The organism is Streptomyces laculatispora (genome assembly GCF_017353455.1).
Lineage (GTDB): Bacteria > Actinomycetota > Actinomycetes > Streptomycetales > Streptomycetaceae > Streptomyces > Streptomyces laculatispora.
In genome coordinates this window covers 1-20860 of the sequence record NZ_JAFMPZ010000497.1, presented here as the reverse complement: position 1 = coordinate 20860, position 20860 = coordinate 1, and the positions used below count along the sequence as shown (strand labels likewise).

At 69.4% G+C, this 20860-nt stretch carries 19 protein-coding genes and 1 pseudogene; 18 read left to right on the top strand and 2 right to left on the bottom strand.

Annotated elements, in window-relative coordinates; genetic code table 11:
* The 14 genes and pseudogenes from J1C73_RS25270 to J1C73_RS25205 form a co-directional block, all read left to right on the top strand.
* Positions 1-375, top strand: a 375-nt coding sequence (locus J1C73_RS25270) for a helix-turn-helix domain-containing protein (protein ID WP_207318403.1), incomplete at its 5' end; no start/stop codon positions are given.
* 97 nt (positions 376-472) lie between these two features.
* Positions 473-781, top strand: a complete 309-nt coding sequence (locus tag J1C73_RS25265) for a hypothetical protein (RefSeq protein WP_207318402.1) — start codon at positions 473-475, stop codon at positions 779-781.
* 145 nt (positions 782-926) lie between these two features.
* Positions 927-2267 carry a type VII secretion integral membrane protein EccD gene (gene eccD, locus J1C73_RS25260; RefSeq protein WP_207318401.1) on the top strand — a complete coding sequence of 447 codons (1341 nt, stop codon included), beginning with the start codon at positions 927-929 and terminating at the stop codon, positions 2265-2267.
* A gap of 62 nt (positions 2268-2329) precedes the next feature.
* Positions 2330-3490: a MinD/ParA family ATP-binding protein gene (locus J1C73_RS25255; protein ID WP_124284068.1), complete on the top strand. Its 1161-nt coding sequence runs from the start codon at positions 2330-2332 to the stop codon at positions 3488-3490.
* A gap of 121 nt (positions 3491-3611) precedes the next feature.
* Complete coding sequence (eccCa, locus tag J1C73_RS25250) at positions 3612-7619, top strand: type VII secretion protein EccCa (protein WP_207318400.1); 4008 nt, start codon at positions 3612-3614, stop codon at positions 7617-7619.
* A 58-nt stretch (positions 7620-7677) separates the two neighbouring features.
* Positions 7678-9099, top strand: coding sequence for a DUF6177 family protein (locus J1C73_RS25245; protein WP_207318399.1), 1422 nt, complete (start codon positions 7678-7680; stop codon positions 9097-9099).
* Between the two features lie 127 nt (positions 9100-9226).
* Complete coding sequence (locus tag J1C73_RS25240; protein WP_123471228.1) at positions 9227-9559, top strand: hypothetical protein; 333 nt, start codon at positions 9227-9229, stop codon at positions 9557-9559.
* A 91-nt stretch (positions 9560-9650) separates the two neighbouring features.
* The gene (locus tag J1C73_RS25235) at positions 9651-9971 is read left to right on the top strand and encodes a pore-forming ESAT-6 family protein (protein ID WP_123471229.1); all 321 of its coding nucleotides are present in this window, start codon (positions 9651-9653) and stop codon (positions 9969-9971) included.
* A gap of 103 nt (positions 9972-10074) precedes the next feature.
* Positions 10075-10500, top strand: a complete 426-nt coding sequence (locus J1C73_RS25230; protein WP_207318404.1) for a DUF6507 family protein — start codon at positions 10075-10077, stop codon at positions 10498-10500.
* Complete coding sequence (locus tag J1C73_RS25225; RefSeq protein ID WP_207318398.1) at positions 10497-13199, top strand: hypothetical protein; 2703 nt, start codon at positions 10497-10499, stop codon at positions 13197-13199. The genes J1C73_RS25230 and J1C73_RS25225 overlap by 4 nt, the downstream gene beginning before the upstream one ends.
* Positions 13196-14059 carry an immunity 49 family protein gene (locus J1C73_RS25220; protein WP_207318397.1) on the top strand — a complete coding sequence of 288 codons (864 nt, stop codon included), beginning with the start codon at positions 13196-13198 and terminating at the stop codon, positions 14057-14059. Before J1C73_RS25225 ends, J1C73_RS25220 begins: the two co-directional genes overlap by 4 nt.
* Before the next feature lie 262 nt (positions 14060-14321).
* The gene (locus tag J1C73_RS25215) at positions 14322-14783 is read left to right on the top strand and encodes a hypothetical protein (protein ID WP_207318396.1); all 462 of its coding nucleotides are present in this window, start codon (positions 14322-14324) and stop codon (positions 14781-14783) included.
* A 240-nt stretch (positions 14784-15023) separates the two neighbouring features.
* On the top strand, positions 15024-15644 hold the full coding sequence (locus tag J1C73_RS25210) for a DUF7691 family protein (RefSeq protein ID WP_207318395.1): 621 nt from the start codon (positions 15024-15026) through the stop codon (positions 15642-15644).
* Positions 15578-16462 (top strand): annotated as a pseudogene (locus J1C73_RS25205) (immunity 49 family protein). Before J1C73_RS25210 ends, J1C73_RS25205 begins: the two are co-directional and overlap by 67 nt.
* Before the next feature lie 28 nt (positions 16463-16490).
* Here the strand turns inward: J1C73_RS25205 and J1C73_RS25200 are convergent.
* A complete protein-coding gene (locus J1C73_RS25200) occupies positions 16491-16838 on the bottom strand; it encodes a hypothetical protein (protein ID WP_207318394.1) in 348 nt (115 codons plus the stop codon).
* A gap of 132 nt (positions 16839-16970) precedes the next feature.
* On the opposite strand from J1C73_RS25200, the gene J1C73_RS25195 reads away from it, so the two are divergent.
* A complete protein-coding gene (locus tag J1C73_RS25195; RefSeq protein ID WP_207318393.1) occupies positions 16971-17765 on the top strand; it encodes a helix-turn-helix domain-containing protein in 795 nt (264 codons plus the stop codon).
* Positions 17758-17979 carry a DUF397 domain-containing protein gene (locus J1C73_RS25190; protein ID WP_207318392.1) on the top strand — a complete coding sequence of 74 codons (222 nt, stop codon included), beginning with the start codon at positions 17758-17760 and terminating at the stop codon, positions 17977-17979. The genes J1C73_RS25195 and J1C73_RS25190 overlap by 8 nt, the downstream gene beginning before the upstream one ends.
* Positions 17980-18069: 90 nt before the next feature.
* On the opposite strand, the gene J1C73_RS25185 is transcribed toward J1C73_RS25190, so the two are convergent.
* A complete protein-coding gene (locus J1C73_RS25185) occupies positions 18070-18549 on the bottom strand; it encodes a hypothetical protein (protein ID WP_207318391.1) in 480 nt (159 codons plus the stop codon).
* 399 nt (positions 18550-18948) lie between these two features.
* On the opposite strand from J1C73_RS25185, the gene J1C73_RS25180 reads away from it, so the two are divergent.
* Both J1C73_RS25180 and J1C73_RS25175 read left to right on the top strand, forming a co-directional pair.
* The gene (locus tag J1C73_RS25180) at positions 18949-20106 is read left to right on the top strand and encodes an acyl-CoA dehydrogenase family protein (RefSeq protein WP_123471245.1); all 1158 of its coding nucleotides are present in this window, start codon (positions 18949-18951) and stop codon (positions 20104-20106) included.
* Positions 20107-20124: 18 nt separating this feature from the next.
* On the top strand, positions 20125-20860 hold a 736-nt coding region (locus J1C73_RS25175; protein ID WP_207318390.1), incomplete at its 3' end, for an acyl-CoA thioesterase.

Here is a 20860-nt window from a genome sequence, read left to right as displayed (position 1 = left end):
TCCGCGCCCACCGCGATCACCGCACTGGACGTGGCCGATGCCCAGGCCTCCCGCGCTCTCGGCCGCGCGGAGGCGACCCGCACCCCGCTGGCCCACCACCGCACGGACACCGGCCGCGGTCTGGCCGCCCTGATCCCCCAGGAAACCGCCGAGGCGCACGCCCGCGCCCTGCTGGCCCCGCTCACCGAGCCCCTCGTCGAGACGCTGCGCTGCTGGCTGAGCCTGCACGGCAGCTGGGACCGCACGGCGACCGCCCTCCAGGTCCACCGCAACACGGTCCGCCAGCGCATCGGGCGGTGCGGGGTGTTGCTGGAAACGGATCTCGACGACATGGATGTACGTACGGAGTTGTGGCTCGCCCTGCGCCAGGAGTGATCCCGCACGCACCAGGCGTACGGAGGGCCCGTTCCGGCCACCCTGATGTGTCCCGCCCGTCGGCACATGACATATTGCAGTGGCAAAGGGGGGCCGAATGGCACGGGATTACGACAGCCAACTGCTGGAATCGGTGGGGGTACGCCGACGCCGGATGCGGGACGCGCTCCTGTTCGGCGCCCAGCGCGCGCGGCGGACGGCGGACGAACGCCTCGGGAAGGTGTTCGCGGGGATCGCGATCACGGCGGTGCTGTGCGCGGGGTGCGTGGGGTGGTCGTTCCTCCAGCACACCCTGGACAAGCAGAAGGCCGAGCAGGAGAAACAGCAGCGGCAGGCGCAGCAGTACGAGCAGCCCTCGCCCACGCCCTCGGCCCCGGCCGGTTCGACGAAGCCGGCGCAGCCGTAGGCAGCGCTCGTGCTTGCGCCGGGATTCACCGACACAGGATTCCACGGGTCCGCGGACCGCTTTATTCGCTTGGTTCGCTTTGCCCAATTGGACCGAAATTCCAGGAAATCGCGATGATAGGTTTTCGTAAGTGGTGAGTACAGCAATGACTTCCCGGGCGGAAATGAGCCGGGTGACCCTGGTGGGTGAGCGGCGTCGGGCCGACATCGTGCTGCCCTCCGACACTCCTGTCGGTCAACTCCTTCCGGACCTCCTGCAGTTGCTGGACGACCGGGCCGCATCGCGGCCGTTGACCCGGCAGTTGCTCACCGCGGACGGCTCGGCCCTTCCGCACGACAGCACCCTGGCGTCGGCCGGGATCGGCGACGGCGCCGTGCTGCGGCTCGTCCGGACCCACGCCGCGCCGCCCGCACCGGTGGTCCACGACGTCACGGATCAGGTGGCCGACAACCTCGACATGCAGGCCTGGCGCTGGCGTCCGGCCGCACGGCGGGCCGCTGCGGGGGCGACGACGGTGGCCTTCGCGGTGATCGCCGCGCTGCTCGCCCGCAGCGAGTTCCCGCTCACCGCGCTGGCGGGCGCCCTGGCGGCCGTCACCGTCGTCCTCCTGGTGGCCGGTGCGCTCGTCGCCCGGCTCGGGCGGGGCAACCGCGGTCTGGCGACCGCGCTGTTGCTCGCCTCCAGCGTGCTCGGGATCCTCACGGCCTGGACGGCCGCCGACGCGTACAACTGGTCCGGGGCGCTCCGGCTGGCCGCCGTGGCGGGCGCGGTGACCCTGTCGCTGGCGCTGCTCGGCTTCTTCTCACCGCTGGGCCGGGGCGGCCTCATCGGCGCCATGGCGACGGCCTCCCTGACCGTGGTCTGGGAGGCCATCGCCGCCGTCACGTCGGACGTCGCCCGGCTCGGTGCCGTGATGGCCGTGGTCTCCGTGGTGCTGCTCGGCCTGCTGCCCCGGATCGCCCTGATGGCTTCGGGGCTCACAGCGCTCGACGACCGGCGCTCGGGCGGGGTGTCCGTCAGCCGTCACGATGTCGGCAACGCGCTGGCCGCCACGCATCGCGGGCTCGCCCTCGCGACCCTCGCCACCTCGGTGTCGGCGGCCGCCGCAGGCTGGCTCCTCACCCTGGCCGGCCGGCCGACCGTGTGGACCGTGCTGCTGCCCTCGCTCGTCGCGGTGGTGCTCCTGTCCCGGGCCCGGGCGTTCCCGCTGGTGGCCGAGGTGGTGGCGCTCTTCGCGGCCGCCGCGGTCCTCGTCGTCCGTCTGGTGATGCTCTGGATGGATCACGCCGGGGGCGCCGGGCCCATCGCCGTGCTGTGCGCGGCGGCGCTGCTGCCCCTGCTCGCGCTGGCGGTGGAGCCGCCGGAGCACGTACGGGTCCGGCTGCGGCGCACCGCCGACCTCGTCGAGTCCATCGGCGTGGTGGGGCTCTTCCCGCTCACCGTCGGCGTGTTCGGCATGTACGGGCAGCTGCTCAACAAGTTCTGACGACTGACACCACATGCGCGGGCGCTCCGGGCGGGGCATCGAAGCGGAGATGAAGGACAGACATGCCGAACGCGGACAACTGGCAGAGCGATGTGCTGCGCGACCTGAGCGGCACCGCCGCCCCGCAGGGCACAACGGGCACGACAGGCAGGCCGGGCACGACGGACACCGGCGAACGGACGGCACCGGCGCCGCTCCAGGCCCAGATCCAGGCCCAGGCACCTGCGCCGGCGCAGGTGCCGCGCACCCCCGCCTACACGGAGAGCGCCCCCTACGCGGCGCAGGGCGCCCGGCCCCTCGGCGCACCGGACTCGCGGGCGGTGGTGGACCGGGAGCTGGCCGGCACGGCGCGGCGGCCGCAGCAGGGTGAGTCGCTCGCCGTACGGGCCTCGCGCGCCCTGCGCCGAATCGTTTCCTCCTCTGCCGCGCGCGAGGTCGCCGAGATCACCCGTACCGCCGAGGTGCTTCAGCGGCCGGTGACGACCGGGCGGCAGATCGCCGTCACGTCCATCCGGGGCGGCGCGGGCAAGACGACCGTCGCCGCGCTGCTCGGCACGGCGTACGCGCACTACCGCCAGGACCCGGTCCTCCTCGTCGAGGCCGATCCGGCCCTCGGCTCGCTGCCGTTGCGGCTCGGTGCCGAGACGCTGCGGTGGACCACGGCCGATCTCGCGGACATCGTGGAGCCGCAGATGTCGCTGCTCGACGTCACCGGCTATCTCGTCCAGCTCCCCGAAAACGCCTGGCTGCTGCCCGGCAGCCAGGGCCGGATCGGGGCGATGCTGGACACCGCTACGTACGAACGGGTCATGGTGGCACTGCGCCGCTACTTCAGCGTGACCGTGGTCGACTGCGAGACGCTTCCCGCCGAGGTCGCCCGGGTCGCCCTCACGGCCTCCCAGGCCCGTGTGCTGGCCGCCCCCGCCACGCTGGACGGCGTCACGAGCACGTACGCGGTGCTGCAGTGGCTGCAGGGGCTGCCCCGTCATGTGATCGCCGGGACCGTGGTCGTCCTGTCCAGCACGGTGGCACGGCCCGGCATCGACGTGGAGGCGGCCGCGGACCGGCTCCGGTCCACCGGTGCGAGCGTCCACGTCCTGCCCTACGACCGGCATCTGGCGGCGGGCGGGGCCCTGCGCACCGAACTGCTCGCCCGGCCGACGCGGCTGGCCGCAACCCGGCTGGCGGCCGAGGTGTTCGAGCTCTCCCAGAAGCGCCGGTGACCGCGATGAAGCCGTCCCCGAGTCCCCGAGCGACACCGGCACCACCGCCGATACCGAGGCCGATGACACCCCCGAGCCCACGCACGCACCACGAACCGGCCGTGAACTCCGGACGGAGCCGATGAGTACCCGCCTGATCCACCGCCCCGCCCGGACCACCCGCCCGCCGGCCGTGACCGCGCCTCGCACCATCGAGGCGCCGCCCAACCTGCCCGAGGGCAAGGCGGGCAACATCGCGATGTCGCTGCTGCCGGTAGCCGGGGTCATGTCGTCCGTCGTGATGATGACGGTCGTCCGCAACAGCCAGTTCGCCGGACTCGGCGCGATCATCCTCGTGGTCACTGTCATCGGCTCCGCGGCCCTGCTCCTCTCGCAGCGCGGCAAGGCCCAGCGCACGCGCCGTACGCAGCGCGAGGCCTACCTCGCCTATGTGGAGGACCTGCGCGAGGAGTTGTCGGCCGAGGAGCGCGAACGGCGGGGGCGGGCGGATGTGCTGAACCCGTCGCCGTACTCCCTGTACGACATCGTGCGCGACCCGGCCCGCCTCTGGGAGCGGCGACGGGTCGACGACGACTTCCTGCGGGTACGGGTCGGCACCGGCGAGATGCCGGTGCGGGACCTGCAGATCGCCGAGCAGGGCTCGTCCGTCCTCACGCCGCCCGACCTCTTCATGCTCAACGAGGCCTCGGCCGTGGTGAACCGCTTCCGCAACGGGACCGAACTGCCGCTGACCGTCCCCCTCGACCGCGTCGGCAACGTCAGCGTCATCGGCCCCCGCGAGGACGGCCTGCGCCTCGTGCGCGCCCTGCTCGTCCAGGCGGCGGCCCTGCACGCGCCCGACGACGTGGCCGTCGCCGTCGCCGCACCGGGCGACCGGATAGCGGACTGGGAGTGGGCCAAGTGGCTGCCCCACCTGCTCGATCCCGAGCAGTTCGACGGCCCGGTCGCCGCCCGCCGCATCGCACCGTCCGCACCCCAGCTGGCCCGACGGCTCGACGCGGAACTGCGCCGCCGGGCCTCCTACGCCGCCGAGGTCCGCCGCGGACTGGCCGGGCGGGACGCGCTGTCCATGAACTCCCGGCTGCTCGTGGTCACCGACGGGCACGGCGAGGACGCCGTCGACCTGCCGCGTCCCGACGACGCCGTCGGACTGCGCGAGATGGGCGTCACCGTGGTGCACCTGCTCGAACAGCGGGTGCAGGAACCCGGACACGTCAACGTACGCATCACCGTCGACGGCACCGACGTGACCATCGAGGACCTGCGCGAGGCCGAGCCGGTCCAGGCCCACGGCACGGTGGACGAGGTCGGTGTGCCGTTCGCCGAGGGCCTGGCCCGGATGCTCGCCCCGATGCGGCTCTCCGCCGAGTCCCTGGTGGACGCCCCGCTGTCCGGTCCGGTCGAGTTCGCCACGATGCTCGGCATCGACGACGTGGCCCGGCTCGACCTGGACCGGCTGTGGGCGCCGCGCGGGGAGCGCGCCTTCCTGCGCGTCCCGATCGGCATCAGCGACTCCCACGAGCCGGTGCTGCTGGACCTCAAGGAGTCCTCCGAGCTCGGCATGGGCCCGCACGGGCTGTGCGTGGGCGCCACCGGATCCGGGAAGTCGGAGCTGCTGCGGACCCTGGTCCTCGGCCTGGTGGCCACCCATCCACCCGAGGACCTCGCGCTCGTCCTGGTCGACTACAAGGGCGGCGCCACCTTCGCCCCGTTCGCGGACCTGCCCCATGTCGCGGGCGTCATCACCAACCTGGAGAACCAGGCGGGCCTCGTCGAGCGGGTCCACTCCTCGCTCGCGGGTGAGGTCAAGCGCCGCCAGCAGGCCCTGAAGGACGCGGGCAACGTCGCCGACATCGGGGACTACGCGGCCCTGCGCGCTTCGAGGCGGCCGGACCTCGACCCGTTGCCCCACCTCTTCGTCGTGATCGACGAGTTCGGCGAACTGCTCACCGCCAAGCCGGACTTCATCGACCTGTTCCTCTCCATCGGCCGGATCGGACGCTCCATCGGCGTCCATCTGCTGCTCTCCAGCCAGCGCATCGAGGGCGGCAAGCTCAAGGGCCTGGAGACCTACCTCTCCTACCGGCTCGGCCTGCGGACCTTCTCCGCCGACGAGTCGCGCACGGTCCTGGACACCACGGACGCCTTCCACCTGCCGCCGCTGCCCGGCTTCGGCTATCTCAAGGTCGACACCAGCCACTACGCCCGGTTCAAGGCGGGCTACGTCTCGGGCGGATACCGAGGGCCCGCCCGGCGCACCGACGAGGAGGAGACCGGGCCGCTCGCCCTGGAGTACGAGGCGTTCAACACCCTGGCCGGACCGGACAGCACGCAGCAGGACCGGGAACCCACGTCCCGCCGCCGCGAGACCGGCCCGACCGAACTCGGGATCATGGTCGCTCAGTTGAACGGCGCAGCTGCCGGGGTACGCAGCATCTGGCTGCCCCCGCTGCCCTCCGCGATCGCCCTGGACGCGGTCGCCGGCCCGCTGGACGTCGGCCCGCGCGGCATGCGCCTGGCCGGGGCCCGCACGGGCGGCGGCCGGGTCGGTACACAGCAGCAGGGTCCGCTCCGGGTGCCGCTCGGCCTGCTGGACGACCCGGCCAAGCAGTGGCAGGGGCAGTGGTTCCTGGACCTGACGGTGGCCGGCGGCCACGCGGCCGTGATCGGCGGCCCGCAGTCCGGCAAGACGACGCTCCTGCGCACGCTCGTCCTCTCCCTCGCGCTGACCCACACCCCGCAGGAGGTCGGCGTCTACGGACTCGACCTGGTCGGCGGCGGCCTCCAGGCGCTGGCGGAGCTGCCGCACGTGGGTGGCATCGCGGGCCGCGCCGACCGGGAGCGCGCGGCCCGCACCGTCGAGGAGGTCCGCGCCATGCTCGCCGTGCGCGAGGACCTCTTCCGCGAGCACGGCATCGACTCGGTCGAGCAGCTGCGCACCCTGCACGCGGCGGGGCGGCTGCCGCAGCTGGCGTCCGCCGAGATCGTGCTCGTCATCGACGGATTCGGCGCGCTGCGCGACGACTTCGACGACCTCGACGACGCGGTCGCGGACATCCTCAAGCGCGGCGGCGGGTACGGCATCCACGTCGTCGCGGGCATGCTGCGCTGGAACGACGTACGCATCGCCATCCAGTCCAACTTCGGCACCCGCGTCGAACTGCGGCTGAACGATCCCAGCGAGTCGAGTGTCGACCGCAAGCTCGCCGCGACCCTGTCGCCCGACGAGCCCGGCCGGATCCTCACCGACGGGAAGCTCTTCGCCCAGGTCGCCCTTCCCCGTACGGACGGGGTGGCCGACACGGCGGACCTTGGCGCGGTCCTGGAGCGCGCCGCGCGGACGGTCCGCGCCACCTGGCACGGTGATGTCGCCCAGCCCGTCCGGGTGCTGCCCCACGTCCTGGAGCCGAAGCTGCTGCCGGGTCCGGTCACCGAGCCGCATCGGGTCCCGCTCGGCCTCGACCAGTCGGCGCTGGCGCCCGCCCTGCTCGACCTGTTCGGCCACGACCAGCACCTGCTGGTGCTGGGGGACAGCGAGTGCGGCAAGACGAACCTGCTGCGGACGGTCGCGCACGGCCTCGTCGACCGCTACGGCGAGGACGACCTGGTGTTCGCGGTGATGGACCCGAGGCGCTCGCTGCGCGGGGTGGTCCCGGAGGAGTTCAACGGGGGCTACGCGTACAACTCCAAGCTGTGCGCCGGGCTTTCGGCCGGGATCGCCACCGAGCTGGAGAAGCGGCTGCCCGACGAGAACGCGCGCCTGGAGGACCTGGAGCCGGGCAGCTGGGGCAAGGGCCCGCGCATCGTGGTCCTGGTCGACGACTACGACGTCCTGACGACCGCGGGCCAGTCGCCGCTGGCCGCGTTCCTCCCGTACATCCCGTCGGCGGTCGACATCGGTCTCCACTTCGTGCTGACACGACGGGTGGCCGGTGCGTCGCGCGGCATGTACGAGCCGCTGGTGCAGGGCCTGCGGGAGTCGGGGGCTTCGGCCCTGGTGATGACCGGCGACCGGAGCGAGGGCCAGCTGTTCCCCGGGGTGTACGCCTCGCAACAGGCCCCGGGCCGCGGCACGTTCATCCAGCGGGGCCGCCCGAACCGGCTGGTCCAGACGGTGTACGCACCGTGAGCGACCCGGTGAACCACCGTAACGACCGCTGCCGAACGACGAAGGGCCGGACGACTCCATGACGAAGGACGTCATCGCGCTCACCGCCCGCATGCCCGACCCGTGGACCGTGCTCGCGGGCCTGCTCTCCGGCGGCCCGGACAAGCTGGTGGGCGCGCGGGGCGACGGCGCCGTGGTGCAGCTCTGCGACACGCAGGGGCGCCCGCTCGTCTCGGTCGAAGCACCGCTGCTGGTCGCGGTGGAGGGCGAGGCGGAGCGGCTGCTCGGTGCGACACCTCCACCCGTGCCGTACTGGTGGACGGAGGCCCGCGCCACCACGGGGGTCGCGGAGGCGGAACAGCTCGCGGGTACGTTCGCGACCCGGCTCACCGCACTGGTGGGCGGCTCGGCCTGGCCGCCGGACGCAGCGGGCTCGCTCACCGTGGTGCCGTCGGACGGGGTGAGCGTCGCCCCGGCACCGGCCGCCGCGCAGCCCGCCGTCGACGTGCTCACCGAGAGGGTCGCCGTCGTCATCCAGGACCGCCCGGTTGTCGCGATGACGGCCTGGCTCTCGGACGCCTTCCGCGCGGCCGCCGAGGCGGGGCTCGGCCTCCAGATCGTCAGCCCGGCGGGGACCACGCTCTCCCCCGCCGTACGCGACAGCCTCGGCGGATGGCCGTCGCGCTGGATCGTCCAGGACGAGCGGGACGGGTACTACGACGGCCTCACGGGCGCCGTACTGCGGTGGCAGGACGGCGCGTTCAGCCCGCCGGCCTCCCCGGACGCTTCAGAGGAGGACCCGCACACGCAGGTGGCGGCCGCCTACCAGGAGGTAGCGGACACGGGCGAGCGCCAGCTCGGCCTGACCTTCCGCATGGTCCACCCGGCGGACGACCGGCTGGTGCTGGGCGGCGGCCTGGAGACGGTGTGGCGGCAGCTGACGGGGAGGCCCCCGGCCGGCTGGGGTACGTCAGAACCGGCCAACCTGCCATGGTCGCTGCGCCAGTTGACCGACGTGGCTCATCGCAGGGCGCCGGAACCGACGTGGCTCGTCGTGGTCGGCAGCCCGGACCGGCCGGGCCTCGCCACCGTACGCATCACGCGCACGGAGGCGGGCGTCGAGGAGCACGTCACGATGGCGCTCGGCTATGGAAGCGGCGAGGAGGTTCCGACCGACGCCCTGCCGGCCCTCGCGGAGGCCCTCGCCACCCGGCACCCCCTCCAGTCGATGCTCGTACAACTTCGCAAAGCGCGACGTGACATGGCGGTACCCGCGCACTTCGAGGGACCGGGCGTTCCGCTGGCCTTCGTGCTCGGCGCGGAGGAGGTCCGCACCCTGCCGGGCGACCGCGCCCGCCGCACGCCCCTGCCGGAGGCACCCCTCCCCCTCGGCCCGAAAACGCGCCCCGCGCTGTACTACCCGCTGCCGGGCGACCCGTCGGACCTGTCGGGCTGGCAGGACTTCGAGCGGCTGATGCGCCATCTCAAGGGGGCGCCGTGACCGCGCCCGATGTCATGGCTTGGCAACAACGACAATCTGTCCGATTGCTGATTGCAGTAGCGATGCGTGAGTTGATAGACATGTATTCGATCAATAAGGCATTCGTTCGAGTGGGCGGGGGAAGCTGATGAAGTTCAACATGGGGGCCTCGGTCCTTTCGACCCTGATGTCGAAGTCGCAGGGCTCCAGTACGGATCTGGGCACGCTGATCCGGCAGTTGATCGCTGCGGCGGAGCCGCTGGAGGGCAAGTTCCACGGTTCGGGCAAGGTCGCGTTCGACGACTTCAAGAACCGATCCGACGAGATCACCGCGGCGTTGAACGCCTCGCTCTCCGGAATCCTGGGCGGCCAGTCCGGGATGGATGCGGCGTTCGGCTCGGGTGACCAGGAGCAGGGCGAGAACGCGAAGACGCAGATGGCGTCGGCCAACTTCGACGCGGCCCGGTTCTCGGGCCGCTGACACCGGCCGGCCCGACCGCCGGGCGGCAGGTTCTCGTATTCCGGGCTTTCGCATGACGGGTTTTCGCATTTCTGACGGGGAGTGATGGGTGATGGCAGGAAACGCGGGCGACACCGACCGGCGTGCGTACGACACGGGCGCCTCCACCGAGGTCCAGGGCAACATCCAGGTGGTGATCGCCCAGCTGGAGATGGTGATCACGGCCCGGGACACGCAGGTGAAGGCGGCGATGAGCGACTTCGCGGCCGACGGCGTGGCGGACGAGTACCACGGCAAGGAACTGCGGTGGAACACGACCTCGCAGGAGGTCAAGAACATCATCCAGCTGCTGCGTTCGACGCTGGAGAAGAACGACGGCACCGCACAGCAGACGCTGGCGCGCGCCAAGGCCGCGGTCGACAACATCGGTTGAGCGGTCTCGCTGTGACGCCCACCGGAGGAATCGTTCCTTCTTCTTCCGGTGGGCGCGATGGTTCGGCATCGGGTACGGGTACGGGTACGGGGGCGTGTTTTCAGTGACGGCGTGGGACATCAAGCCGCAGGGTGTGCAGGGCAGGCTGAAAGTGGTCGGCACGCACGCCGATGACCTGGAGAAGGCGCTGAACGCGATGGTCACCGCGATGTCGGAGGCGGCGACGCATGCGGGTACGGCGGTACCGGGCACGGCGGCGTCGCTGCCGGTGGCCGGGCCGGTGGCGGTGGGGGCGGAACCGTTGTCGCATCCCACGCTGGGACCCGTCGCGGCGGCGCTGGGCGAGTACATGACGGCGCGGAAGCCGCAGCTGAAGTCGATGGCGGAGCGTATCCAGGCCGCTGTGCTGGGCGCGGCGACAGCGACGAACGAGTACGTGGAGGGCGACCTGGAGGCGGCCAAGCAAGCCCAGGACGCCGCCAAGTCCGTCCGCCTGGACCTGCTGAAGGACATGGGGGCGGGCAAGTGAGCAAGAACGAGGCGGTCAACCCGTCGGGCATACCGGTCTTCACCGGCAACCTCGCCCTGCTGGACCGCAGCGTGGGCGCGCTGGCGAAGAGCGGGGAGTCGATCGCGACGGCCGCCGGTGACGTGCACAGCAGCTTCGGCGGCCTCCAGGCCTTCTACAAGGCGCCCGAGGCCGACCAGTTGTTCGCGACGACGAAGCCGGTCGCTGACCGCGGGACCTCTCTGAAGTCGGACCTGACCACGATCACGGGTGCGCTGAGCACGTACTCGGACGACGCCTATCCGCTGGTCGAGAGGCTGAAGGAACTCAAGCGCGAAGCCGACGCCTTCGTCGTTCAGATCAAGGACGACGACAAGTGGCGCGAGGACGGTGACCTGGTCGACGAGAACAACCACCGCCACGACGAGGTCACCGAGGCCTGGACGGCGTTCCAGGCCGTGGAGCGGGCCTGCCACGACAAGATCGTCGCCCTGGTCGGCGGCTCCTCGCTGAAGATCGACGACGGCTCCGGCAAGAAGGGGACGTACGGCTACGAGGCCGAGGCCCTCAAGCACGCCGAGGGCCTGCCCTGGGGCGACCCGGTCGAGGAGTCCAAGCCGTGGTACCAGCTCCACGAACACGCCTGGGACTTCATCAAGGGCTTCGCCGTTGACGGTGTCTGGGGCACGATCAAGGGCCTGGGCACCCTGGTCGGCACGGATGGATGGGACTCGGCCAAGCAGGCCTGGTCGGGGCTGGGCAAGCTCGCCACGGGACTCACGATCAGCATCCTGCCGATGGGCAACCTGCTCTGGGCCGTCCCGGAGGACAAGCTCCCCTCCTACCTGCGTGATTCCCGCAGGGCGATGAAGGAGACCGGCAAGGCGCTGCTGGCCTGGGACCAGTGGGGCGAGAACCCGTCCCGCGCCGCGGGCGCGGTGACGTTCAACGTGATCACGACGGTCTTCACCGGCGGCACCGGCGGCGCGGCCTCCGGCGCCGGCAAGGCAGCCCTCGCCGCGAAGGCCCTGTCCACCGCGGGGAAGGTGGGCCGGTTCGTCGACCCGATGACGTACGTCTTCAAGGGCGCGGGCATGGGCCTGACGAAGATCGGCGACGTGATGGCCGGCTTCAAGGGCCTGGGCACCACCGAGATCCCTCCCCTGCCGGAAGGCGTGGTCACCCTGCCGGAGGGCGGGTTCAAGCTCGCTGACGGGACCCTGCACCTCCCGGAGGGCTCGGCGATCCCGGACAGCGCGTTCGAGGTCCCGAGCAACTCGTTCAAGCTCCCCGACGGCACGGAGATCCCCGCCGGGGCGATCGACCTGGGCGACGGCGTGGTCCGCCTCCCCGAGGGCATGGCACCCCCGTCCGGCTCCCTCCGCATCCCGGAAGGCGCCCTCAAACTCCCCGAGGGCACGACGGCCCTGCCCGAAAGCGCCACCCGGCTCACCGACCTGGACGGCAGCACCGTCTACGTGGACGGCCCGGGCAACCTCCTGAAGGAGGACGGCACCCTCCAGCAACACCACACCGCGGCGAAGCAGGAGAGCGTGGCCCCGGGCGCGGGTGGCCCCCACCTGGATATGCCAAGCAGGGTCCCCGAAATGGCCGAAGTCGGCGCTCACTCCGCTCAGAACTCGGCCGGTCACCAGTCACCCGGCTTCAGCGCACCGGACAACGCCACCACCGGCGGCCGGGTCGACGTCACGCCGACAAGCGGCGGCCACGGCGGCGGAACTGGCCCTGCCATCCCTCACCAGAGCGGCAACCACGGTGGGGGCAACGGCAGCGGACCAGGTCACGGTTCCGCCGCGGGGCACGGACTGCCCGAGCCCCGGGATCCACGCACGTACACCCCGGCCGAACGCCAAGCGATCATGGAACATCAAGTGGAGCGCGCGAATTCCGACCCCGCGTACCGCAAGAAGTACTACCGCAAAAACGGCTACCGCCTCAGCGATACTCGCGCCGACTGGACGAACCTCGTCCCTCCGCAGCTCGTTGAGTTGCCCGATGGGACCTGGGTGGCGAAATCGGATCTCGCGCCTCCGCTGCACCCTGACTATCTCGACGACATCCCGGCGGAAAGCGGGCGCAAGGCGGCCACCCCAGAGGTGCGCGCGAAGCTCGACGAATTGGCGAAGGCCAGACATGACGCCATCGCCGCAGACCGCCCGTTCCACGTGGAACACGGCAATGCCAGGAGAGAGTACAAGCTCCACCGAACCGACGAACTGCGCGCAGCCTTGGATGAAGCGGCTGAAAGGCACCGGGGTCCACACAGCACATCCACAAAAGCCAGCGAAACGTACGGCGAGGAAGTTGCCCGCCTGCACGCGATTCCCGAACTTTACCCGAACGCCAAGCCAGAAACCCTGCACGGGCCCGCGAACGGCAACGATCAGTTCGATCAGGTTTACAGGGATGGCGATCGATTCATCGTCGTAGAGGCAAAGAGTCACGTGGACACGAAGCTGGGAGAACGCGTGGTCAATGGAGCACGTTACTCTCAGGGGTCTCGAACGTACTTCCTCGACATTCTTGACCAGATGAAGAAGAGGAAGCGCGAGTTTCCCAGTGAAGGGAAATTGTCGACCGATCTGCGAGATGCTCTTCGGGATGGTCGAGTCGATTACGTCGTCGTGAGGGGCCAGGACAACGCAGGCACATACACTGGATATTCCACTCAGAAGTTCGACATCAGGGAGCTTTCGTGACCATGACCATCCCTCGCCACGGCGTGCCTGGGCCCGACGACGAGGGTTTTGCGCGTGACCTGACCCAAGAGACTGTCGACGAGATCTGCTCAATCGAACAGTCACCGCACATGCTCGACGCTCTATGGAACTCCGTACGGACGTGCGTCCACGCCCGCTCAACTGTCGACCCCACATGCTCGGGCATCGAAACCTGGGAAGCCGTGGTCAACGCCATGCAAGTCGGATCGGCGATCTTCCGGACCGCGACTGCCACCGGCAGCACCGTCGAGTGCCGCATCCATCACGAGATGCGCACACTGCCCGTGACCGGCCCCAGGGCCTTCATCAACGCACCGGCATGGATCGATGCCTTCTTCTTCGCCGTCATCTGCCGCGACCAGGAGCGGATGACCGAACTGTGCCAGGTGCCGATGGTCGTGCTGCGCGCCTCCGGTGCACAGCACGACGAATATCTCTACCACTGGGTAGCCACCCTGCAGGCATACTGGTTGCGCCAGCAACCCGAAATGGTTGAGTCCCTCACCGCAGCCTTGCAGACCTCCCACCCGGACATGACCGAAATCGCCCCGCGAGACTGGCTGCAGAAGATCTCGTACCCGCCGATCAACCTCTTCTACCACTTCGTCAAACACGACCAGGACGGCTTCAACACCGCCCTCGTAGAAGCACTTGAACTCCACAAAACATACTGGACAAACAACGAAGACCGCGAGAAAGACATCAACGGTCTCTGGGCCATCGGCCCGCTGGCCATCGCATGCCTCGCCTACGACGGCGACTTCCCCATCGACATCGAAACCGAATACCTCCCCCAGCACCTCCTCCAGCGCAGCTGGGTCGGGGAGTTCCCCGTCTGACACCTTCCTGACGGCCTTCTGAGGAGAAGAGCATTAATCGCCACTGTTTCCCCGCCACCCCTTTTCTGCAGGGAACGCGGAGGTATGCCTAGCTGTTCTCAGCGGCCGTCGAGCATTCGAAGCGGGTATGGCGCCACCTGTAGAGTCCATCAAGATCGGGCGATTAATCGCACATTCGGAAGCGATGTTGCACCTGACTCCGCGAATTGGCGACGCACCCCTGGGTGGCTGATCAGAGCAAATGAGAAGGAGAACGGGGAACATGCGCAAGACGGTTATGGGAATGGCTCTCGCCGCCGCAGTGGCGGTGCTGCTGACGGGTTGCGGAAGCGACAGCGGGTCGAAGGACAGAAAGGGCGGGGCTGCTCATTCCGGCGCCGAGGTGCCCGCTTCCAAGAGCCCCTCCCCCGAGGCCAAGTCGAAGAGCGGGGTTCACGAAGTGACCTTGGAGGCCGGGGGCAAGGGCAGGACCAACATCATGTACAACGCCGCCAGCCAAGGTTTCGAGGAGCAGAAGCTCCCGTGGACCCTCACGGAGACCGTCGAGCTCACGGACGCCGAACAGCGGGTGGGGTACCTCGTCTCGGTCGTTCCGGGAACCGTCACCGCTGCTGACGGCACCTTGCAGATGGGGCCGTGCGTCATCAAGGTCGATGGCAAGAAGGTCACCGACAATGCCGAGGGGAAAACCGAAAAGGGCTGCACCTACAAGATCAAGGGATAGCGAACGGGGGCTCACCCCAGTCCGGGGCCGTGCGGTCCTGCCCTGCGTCTCCTGACCCTCGGACCACTGGCCGCGGCGGTTGAACAGTCCGCCACAGCCCGGCACCCTTCTCTCCGCAAGGCCGGGCGGCACACCAAGCGCCCTGAGCCGAGGCTATGTTGAGCGGCCATCGTTTGATCCCTGCCGTGCCGTCCGGCGCATCTCGCAAGCGTGTCAGCGGCACCGCATAAGGTTCGTCTCATGAGTTCCTCCTTGAGCGTCTACCTGTTGGATGTGGCCGCTACGCGCGCTCTGGTCGGATCCCGCGATGACCAATTGCTGAACGTGATACGCGCCGACTTCGGGGACGATCTGACCCGCGACGACGACTACCACAGTCACGCGATCGAGCAGGGCTCCCCCACAGCAGACCAGGCACTCTCCGCGGTCATCCGCGGCGGCCCTTTCAGCGAAAACCAGGACCACGCCTTCCAGTACAGCTACGCCTACCAGCGAATATGCACACTCACCGGCGCTTTCCTGCCCAACGACTGCTTCACACCACACAAAGGCGACTGGCTGTCTGTCGTCGACCAGGGCATGGAGGCCATGGGTATCACCGCTGTGTCCGTGGACGCCTTCAGCCACAGCGATCCGCCGGCTCCGCTGCCCTACACCTACACACCGGGCTGCGGCGAGTGGGCTCCCGAACACATCGCCCAGGCGCTCCAGCAGTTCGAGGCCACCAAACGCGTGGTCGACGAGTCGGGGCAAGCCCCGCCGCTGGAGCCCGAGGTCCTGGAGGCTGTCATGCAATGCCTCACCTGGATGCGGCACGCGGAAGCACGACCGGGCTACGGCATTATCGGCTTCCGCTCCTGAAGCCGAGGCAGCGGGCGACGGGGGCGCCCGTCCTCTCCGCCGAGCCGGCGGCATTCAACGTCTACAACCCGGAGTTGAGAGTGATGTGGACGATCGCCCACGTGCCAGACGCCGCTCCAGCAGCCCCGCCGCACCCACTTCGCTCTCAACTTCCCCGCCGGTCGATCCGCGCCCAGGTGCGGGGCGGCATACCGGACACCCTGCCATTCCAGGAGAGCACGGTGACCTGCCGGGTCGGGACCCTTGACGAGGTACGCACGCTCCCCCGGACCGGCCCGCAGGACTACCTTCACGCCGGGAGCTGGCTCACCTCCTTCTACCTGGCTGTGATCTGCCGGGAGAACGACCGGGTGAACCATCTCGCCCAGGTCCCAGTGCCGTTCCTGCGTGCTTCCGGCGCTGAGTTCGACGAGTACGTCTACACCTGGATCGAGGCCCTCCAGCACCTCCGGTTCGGCCGCCCACAGACCTGGGACGCCCCGGTCAGCGCGATCCAGGGCACCGCGCCCGACCAGGCCCGGATCGCGAGCACGGAACTGATGCTGTAGATCCTCTACACGCCGCTGGAGCTCTTCCAGCTCTACCTGCGCCGGGAGAACCAAGCCTTCACCGACTCCCTGACGACGGCTCTGACCTGGCACAAGGAGTACTGGATGGCGGACGAGGCCCGCTTGCTGAGCGGCGACGGCCTTGTCGCACTGGGCCCGTTGGCCATCGCGTGCATGGCGTACGACGCAGGCATGCCGATCGGAGTCGAGTCTGCGTACCTCCCGGAACACCTGCTCCAGCGCAGCTGGCTCGGCGAATTCCCCACCTGACCGTCCGCCGGGAGCAGCGCTGACCAGGTCAGACAGTCACCGAACCGACATGGCCAGGCTCCCCGCCCTGCCCGCCGAGGCGCAGCCCCCGGCTGCGGGCGATGCGGTGGACGTCTCGAAGCGACTCGGTCATGCGTGCGGCCAGGAAGCGGAGTTGGTCGCCGGTGGTCGCTCGGTTGGCGATCATGTCGTCCGCGTGGTCGAGCAGGTCGACGCACATCGACAGTTGCAGGCTCTCCATTTCGTCGGCCAGCAGGGAGACGTATCCCGTGCCGTCTCCGGAGACGTAACAAGGCCTCCCCTCCGGGTTTGACCACGGCAGCAGCCGCAGCGCCTCCACCCGGCCGTCGCTCGCACCACGTGGGGTTTTCGTCATTGCACGCCCTCTTCTTCTCGTTGTCGCTGTGCAGTGATTCGCTGTAGTGATTCGCTCACAGAGTGAGACGGCGCGGGCTAGGCTCGCCAGGGGTTACTTGGTGACGAATGATCTGTCACACGGGAGTTGACGATGAGTAATTGCTACGGGGACTGGCTCAAGGAACAGCGCCTGGCAGCGGGAATGACGCAACAGGAGCTGGCCGACGCGGCGGTCATGACCCGCTCGCACATCGCGCACATCGAGGCGGGACGCCGCATCCCTTCGAAGGAGGACGCACGGCGGCTGGACAGGGCGCTGGGCACGGGGAATGTGCTGAGCAGCTTCCCGCCGGAGGACGACCCGGCGGTGGCCGACCACTTCGCTTCAGCTCGGGTGCTCGAACAACAGGCGACTTTTATCCGGGAGTTCGCGTCCACTCTTGTACCGGGCATCCTTCAGACGGAGCGGTACATCCGTGCACTGATGCGTACCGCCTTCCCCTCGTGGAGTGAAGAGGAATGTGACAGGCTCGTTGTCACACGACTGGCGCGCTCACAGCTCCTCGCTCAGCCAACAACGCCCTTAGTGTGGGCGCTTCTGGATGAAGCAGTCCTGCGTCGCCCTGTCGGCGGCTGCGAGGTCATGGCGGAACAGATCATGCACATCGTCCACGTGACCGAGACCGAGCGCGTACGGACTCACGTGTTGCCGTTCAGCTTGGGTGCCCACCCGATCATGCAGGGCATGATGACGCTGATGTGGTTCGAGGACCAACCCACGGTCGCGTACACCGAAGGCGTGAGTACCGGCAAGGTGCATGATGCTCCGGCCCTGGTCGAACGGATGCGGGGGGCCTACGATCTTGCGCTGGGCGACGCACTGCCGCTCCAAGAGTCACTTGCCCTGATGCGGGCTACAGCGAAGGAATATGGACATCATGACTGAGCGCACCATCCGGACCGCCTCCGCCCTGAGAGGATGGCGCAAGTCGTCGTACAGCGACAACCAGGGGGGCAGCTGCGTCGAGGTGCTGGACGGATACCCATCGGGTGTCCCCGTCCGCGACTCCAAGAGTCCGCACGGCCCGGCCCTGGTGATTCCGGCGACCGGTTGGACCTCGTTCGTGACGGCCGTCAAAGCCAGCGCTTTCCGCGCCTGACGCGAAGACCCGCCAGCTTCAGCAAGAACAAGCCAGAGTCCCGGTTGCCACCGCACCCGCCGGGTGAATCCCCGGGCATGTGGACACCGGCTACGCACTCTCCTCCCCGGCCTGGGCCGAAGACCCCGAGGCGCCGAAACGCACCCCGGAGATACGCGCTGCCTGGAAGACCGGCGCGTGGAACTCCCCGTCGGAGATGGTGTTGTGCACGCTCACCGCAGACTGCTGCGGCACCTGCGGGCGCAGTTCGTCGAGCAGCCGGCGCAGTTCGTCGGCCGTCGACGGATCACCGCGCAGCAGCCGGCGCAACCGCGCCTCCCACTCCTGCGTGATGTCGGCCGCAGTCGCCTCGTCCTGAGACGCACGAGCGATCACCAGCGCCTCCCGGGATGCCTGCAACTGCTCGGCCTGCGACCGCTCGATCTGCGCCAGCTCACCGGCCGACCGGTCACCGCCACGCGCGAAGAGCCCCGCCACCCTGTCACGCGCCTGGGCCCAGACATCCGAGACCATCAACCCGACCAGCGTCGTCGCCCCCGAAGCCGCCAACGCGGCCAACTCGGCTTCCACACGTCCCCCTTCGCGGTGCCGCGCCCACGCACGACCGTCCCACCCACCGTAGACCGGTCCCGGACGCTTCCGTCGGAAATGCCCAGATGATCGGCGACGGCGTCATCTCGAACACCGCATCCGGTCCGCCGCGATCGATCATCTACCCGAATGCGGTCCTGCTGTGCGGACCCGAGAGGGGGACTGTCAGAGCCAGAGGCTGTTCGCAACACGGAACCTCAGCAGCACGGCGCCCCCCTCTCGCGTGTTCTCGCGGTCGGACTAATGGCCGACACCGGCATCCGGGCGTGCTCAGCATCACCCTGGACAGCGCCATGACTGACGGGTAACTTTTGACCATGGCTGAGCAAGCGCTTAGCCGGTGACGAAAGCCGAACCAGCCGACCAGGGAGGCACCCCGTGCGCCGTACGGTATTCAACGAGGACCACGAGGCGTTCCGGGAGACCATCCGCGCCTTCATCGCGGCCGAGGTCGTGCCGGTGTACGACGAGTGGTTCGCCGCCGGCGTGGTGCCGCGCGAGTTCTACGGCAAGCTCGGCGAACTGGGTGTCTTCGGCATCACGGTGGACGAGGAGTACGACGGCGCGGGCATCGACTCGCACAAGTACGAGGCCGTCATCTACGAGGAGACCGCCCGCGCGGGCGTCTCCTTCGGCGGTTCCGGGGTGCACACGCTGCTCGGCCTGCCCTACATCAAGATGCTCGCCACCGACGAGCAGAAGAAGCGCTGGCTGCCGAAGTTCACCACCGGCGAGGAGATGTGGGCCCTCGCGATGACCGAGCCGGGCACCGGCTCCGACGTCGCGGGCATGAAGACCACCGCCAAGCTCTCCGAGGACGGCACGCACTACGTCCTCAACGGCGCCAAGACGTTCATCACCGGTGGTGTGCACGCCGACCGGGTCATCGTCTGCGCCCGCACCTCCGCCCCCCGCGAGGACGACCGCCGCTTCGGCATCTCGCTCTTCGCCGTCGACACCAAGTCCGCGGGCTACTCGGTGGGCCGCAAGCTCGACAAGCTCGGCCTGCGCACCTCCGACACCGCCGAGCTGGCGTTCGTCGACGTCAAGGTCCCGGCCGAGGACCTGCTCGGCGAGGAGAACAAGGGCTTCGGCTACCTCGGCACCAACCTGGCCTCCGAGCGCTGGGGCATCGCCTTCGGCGCGTACGCGCAGGCCGCGGCCGCCGTCCGGTTCGCCAAGGAGTACGTGCTGGACCGCACCGTCTTCGGCAAGACCGTCGCCTCGTTCCAGAACACCAAGTTCGAGCTGGCCGCCTGCCAGGCCGAGGTCGACGCGGCCCAGGCCGTCGCCGACCGCGCGCTGGAGGCGCTGGACCAGGGCGAGCTGACCGCCGCCGAGGCCGCCTCCGCGAAGCTGTTCTGCACCGAGGTCGCGCACCGCGTGATCGACCGCTGCCTCCAGCTGCACGGCGGCTACGGCTTCATGAACGAGTACCCGATCGCCCGCCTGTACGCGGACAACCGGGTCAACCGCATCTACGGCGGCACCAGCGAGGTCATGAAGTCGATCATCGCCAAGTCCATGGGCCTGTAGAGCGGCTACGTTCTCTCCATGAGCACAGCACAGGACTCCCTGCTCGATCTGCTCCAGCTGCTTGACCTGGAGCAGATCGAGCGGGACATCTTCCGGGGCACGAGCCGTTCGGCACTCGTGCCCCGCGTCTTCGGCGGACAGGTCGCGGCCCAGGCGCTGGTCGCCGCGGGCCGTACCGTCCCGGCCGACCGGAGCGCCCACTCGCTGCATTCGTACTTCCTGCGGGCGGGCGACCCCGGCGCGCCGATCGTCTACAGCGTCGACCGCATCCGGGACGGGCGCTCCTTCACCACCCGGCGGGTCGTCGCCGTCCAGCACGGGCAGCCGATCTTCCACCTCTCCGCGTCCTTCCAGAGTGACGAGGAAGGCCTGGAGCACCAGGCGGACATGCCGTCCGCGCCCGACCCGGAGACGCTGCCCACGGCCGCCGAGATGCTGCCGCGCCACGCGGACCGGTTCAGCGACCCGGGTGTCGTGGACCGGCTGATCGAGGCGCGGGCCGCGGTCGATCTGCGGTACGTGGACGCCCCGCCGTTCGGCACCGTCGGCGAACCGCGCGAGCCGCGCTCGCAGGTGTGGTTCCGTACCAACGGCAAGCTGGCGGACGACCCGCTGCTGCACGTCTGCATGGCGACGTACGTCTCCGACATGACGCTGCTCGACTCGGTGCTCCTCGCCCATGGGCGAGGCGGCTGGGCGGTCGGCGACGTGGTGGGCGCGAGCCTGGATCACGCGATGTGGTTCCACCGGCCGT

Excerpts from the sequence above, each read along its gene's own strand:
- J1C73_RS25265 (WP_207318402.1), top strand. The coding sequence starts at position 473 with ATGGCACGGGATTACGACAGCCAACTGCTGGAATCGGTGGGGGTACGC.
- eccD (WP_207318401.1), top strand. The coding sequence starts at position 927 with ATGACTTCCCGGGCGGAAATGAGCCGGGTGACCCTGGTGGGTGAGCGG.
- J1C73_RS25255 (WP_124284068.1), top strand. The coding sequence starts at position 2,330 with ATGCCGAACGCGGACAACTGGCAGAGCGATGTGCTGCGCGACCTGAGC.
- eccCa (WP_207318400.1), top strand. The coding sequence starts at position 3,612 with ATGAGTACCCGCCTGATCCACCGCCCCGCCCGGACCACCCGCCCGCCG.
- J1C73_RS25245 (WP_207318399.1), top strand. The coding sequence starts at position 7,678 with ATGACGAAGGACGTCATCGCGCTCACCGCCCGCATGCCCGACCCGTGG.
- J1C73_RS25240 (WP_123471228.1), top strand. The coding sequence starts at position 9,227 with ATGAAGTTCAACATGGGGGCCTCGGTCCTTTCGACCCTGATGTCGAAG.
- J1C73_RS25235 (WP_123471229.1), top strand. The coding sequence starts at position 9,651 with ATGGCAGGAAACGCGGGCGACACCGACCGGCGTGCGTACGACACGGGC.
- J1C73_RS25215 (WP_207318396.1), top strand. The coding sequence starts at position 14,322 with ATGCGCAAGACGGTTATGGGAATGGCTCTCGCCGCCGCAGTGGCGGTG.
- J1C73_RS25210 (WP_207318395.1), top strand. The coding sequence starts at position 15,024 with ATGAGTTCCTCCTTGAGCGTCTACCTGTTGGATGTGGCCGCTACGCGC.
- J1C73_RS25200 (WP_207318394.1), bottom strand. The coding sequence starts at position 16,838 with ATGACGAAAACCCCACGTGGTGCGAGCGACGGCCGGGTGGAGGCGCTG.
- J1C73_RS25195 (WP_207318393.1), top strand. The coding sequence starts at position 16,971 with ATGAGTAATTGCTACGGGGACTGGCTCAAGGAACAGCGCCTGGCAGCG.
- J1C73_RS25190 (WP_207318392.1), top strand. The coding sequence starts at position 17,758 with ATGACTGAGCGCACCATCCGGACCGCCTCCGCCCTGAGAGGATGGCGC.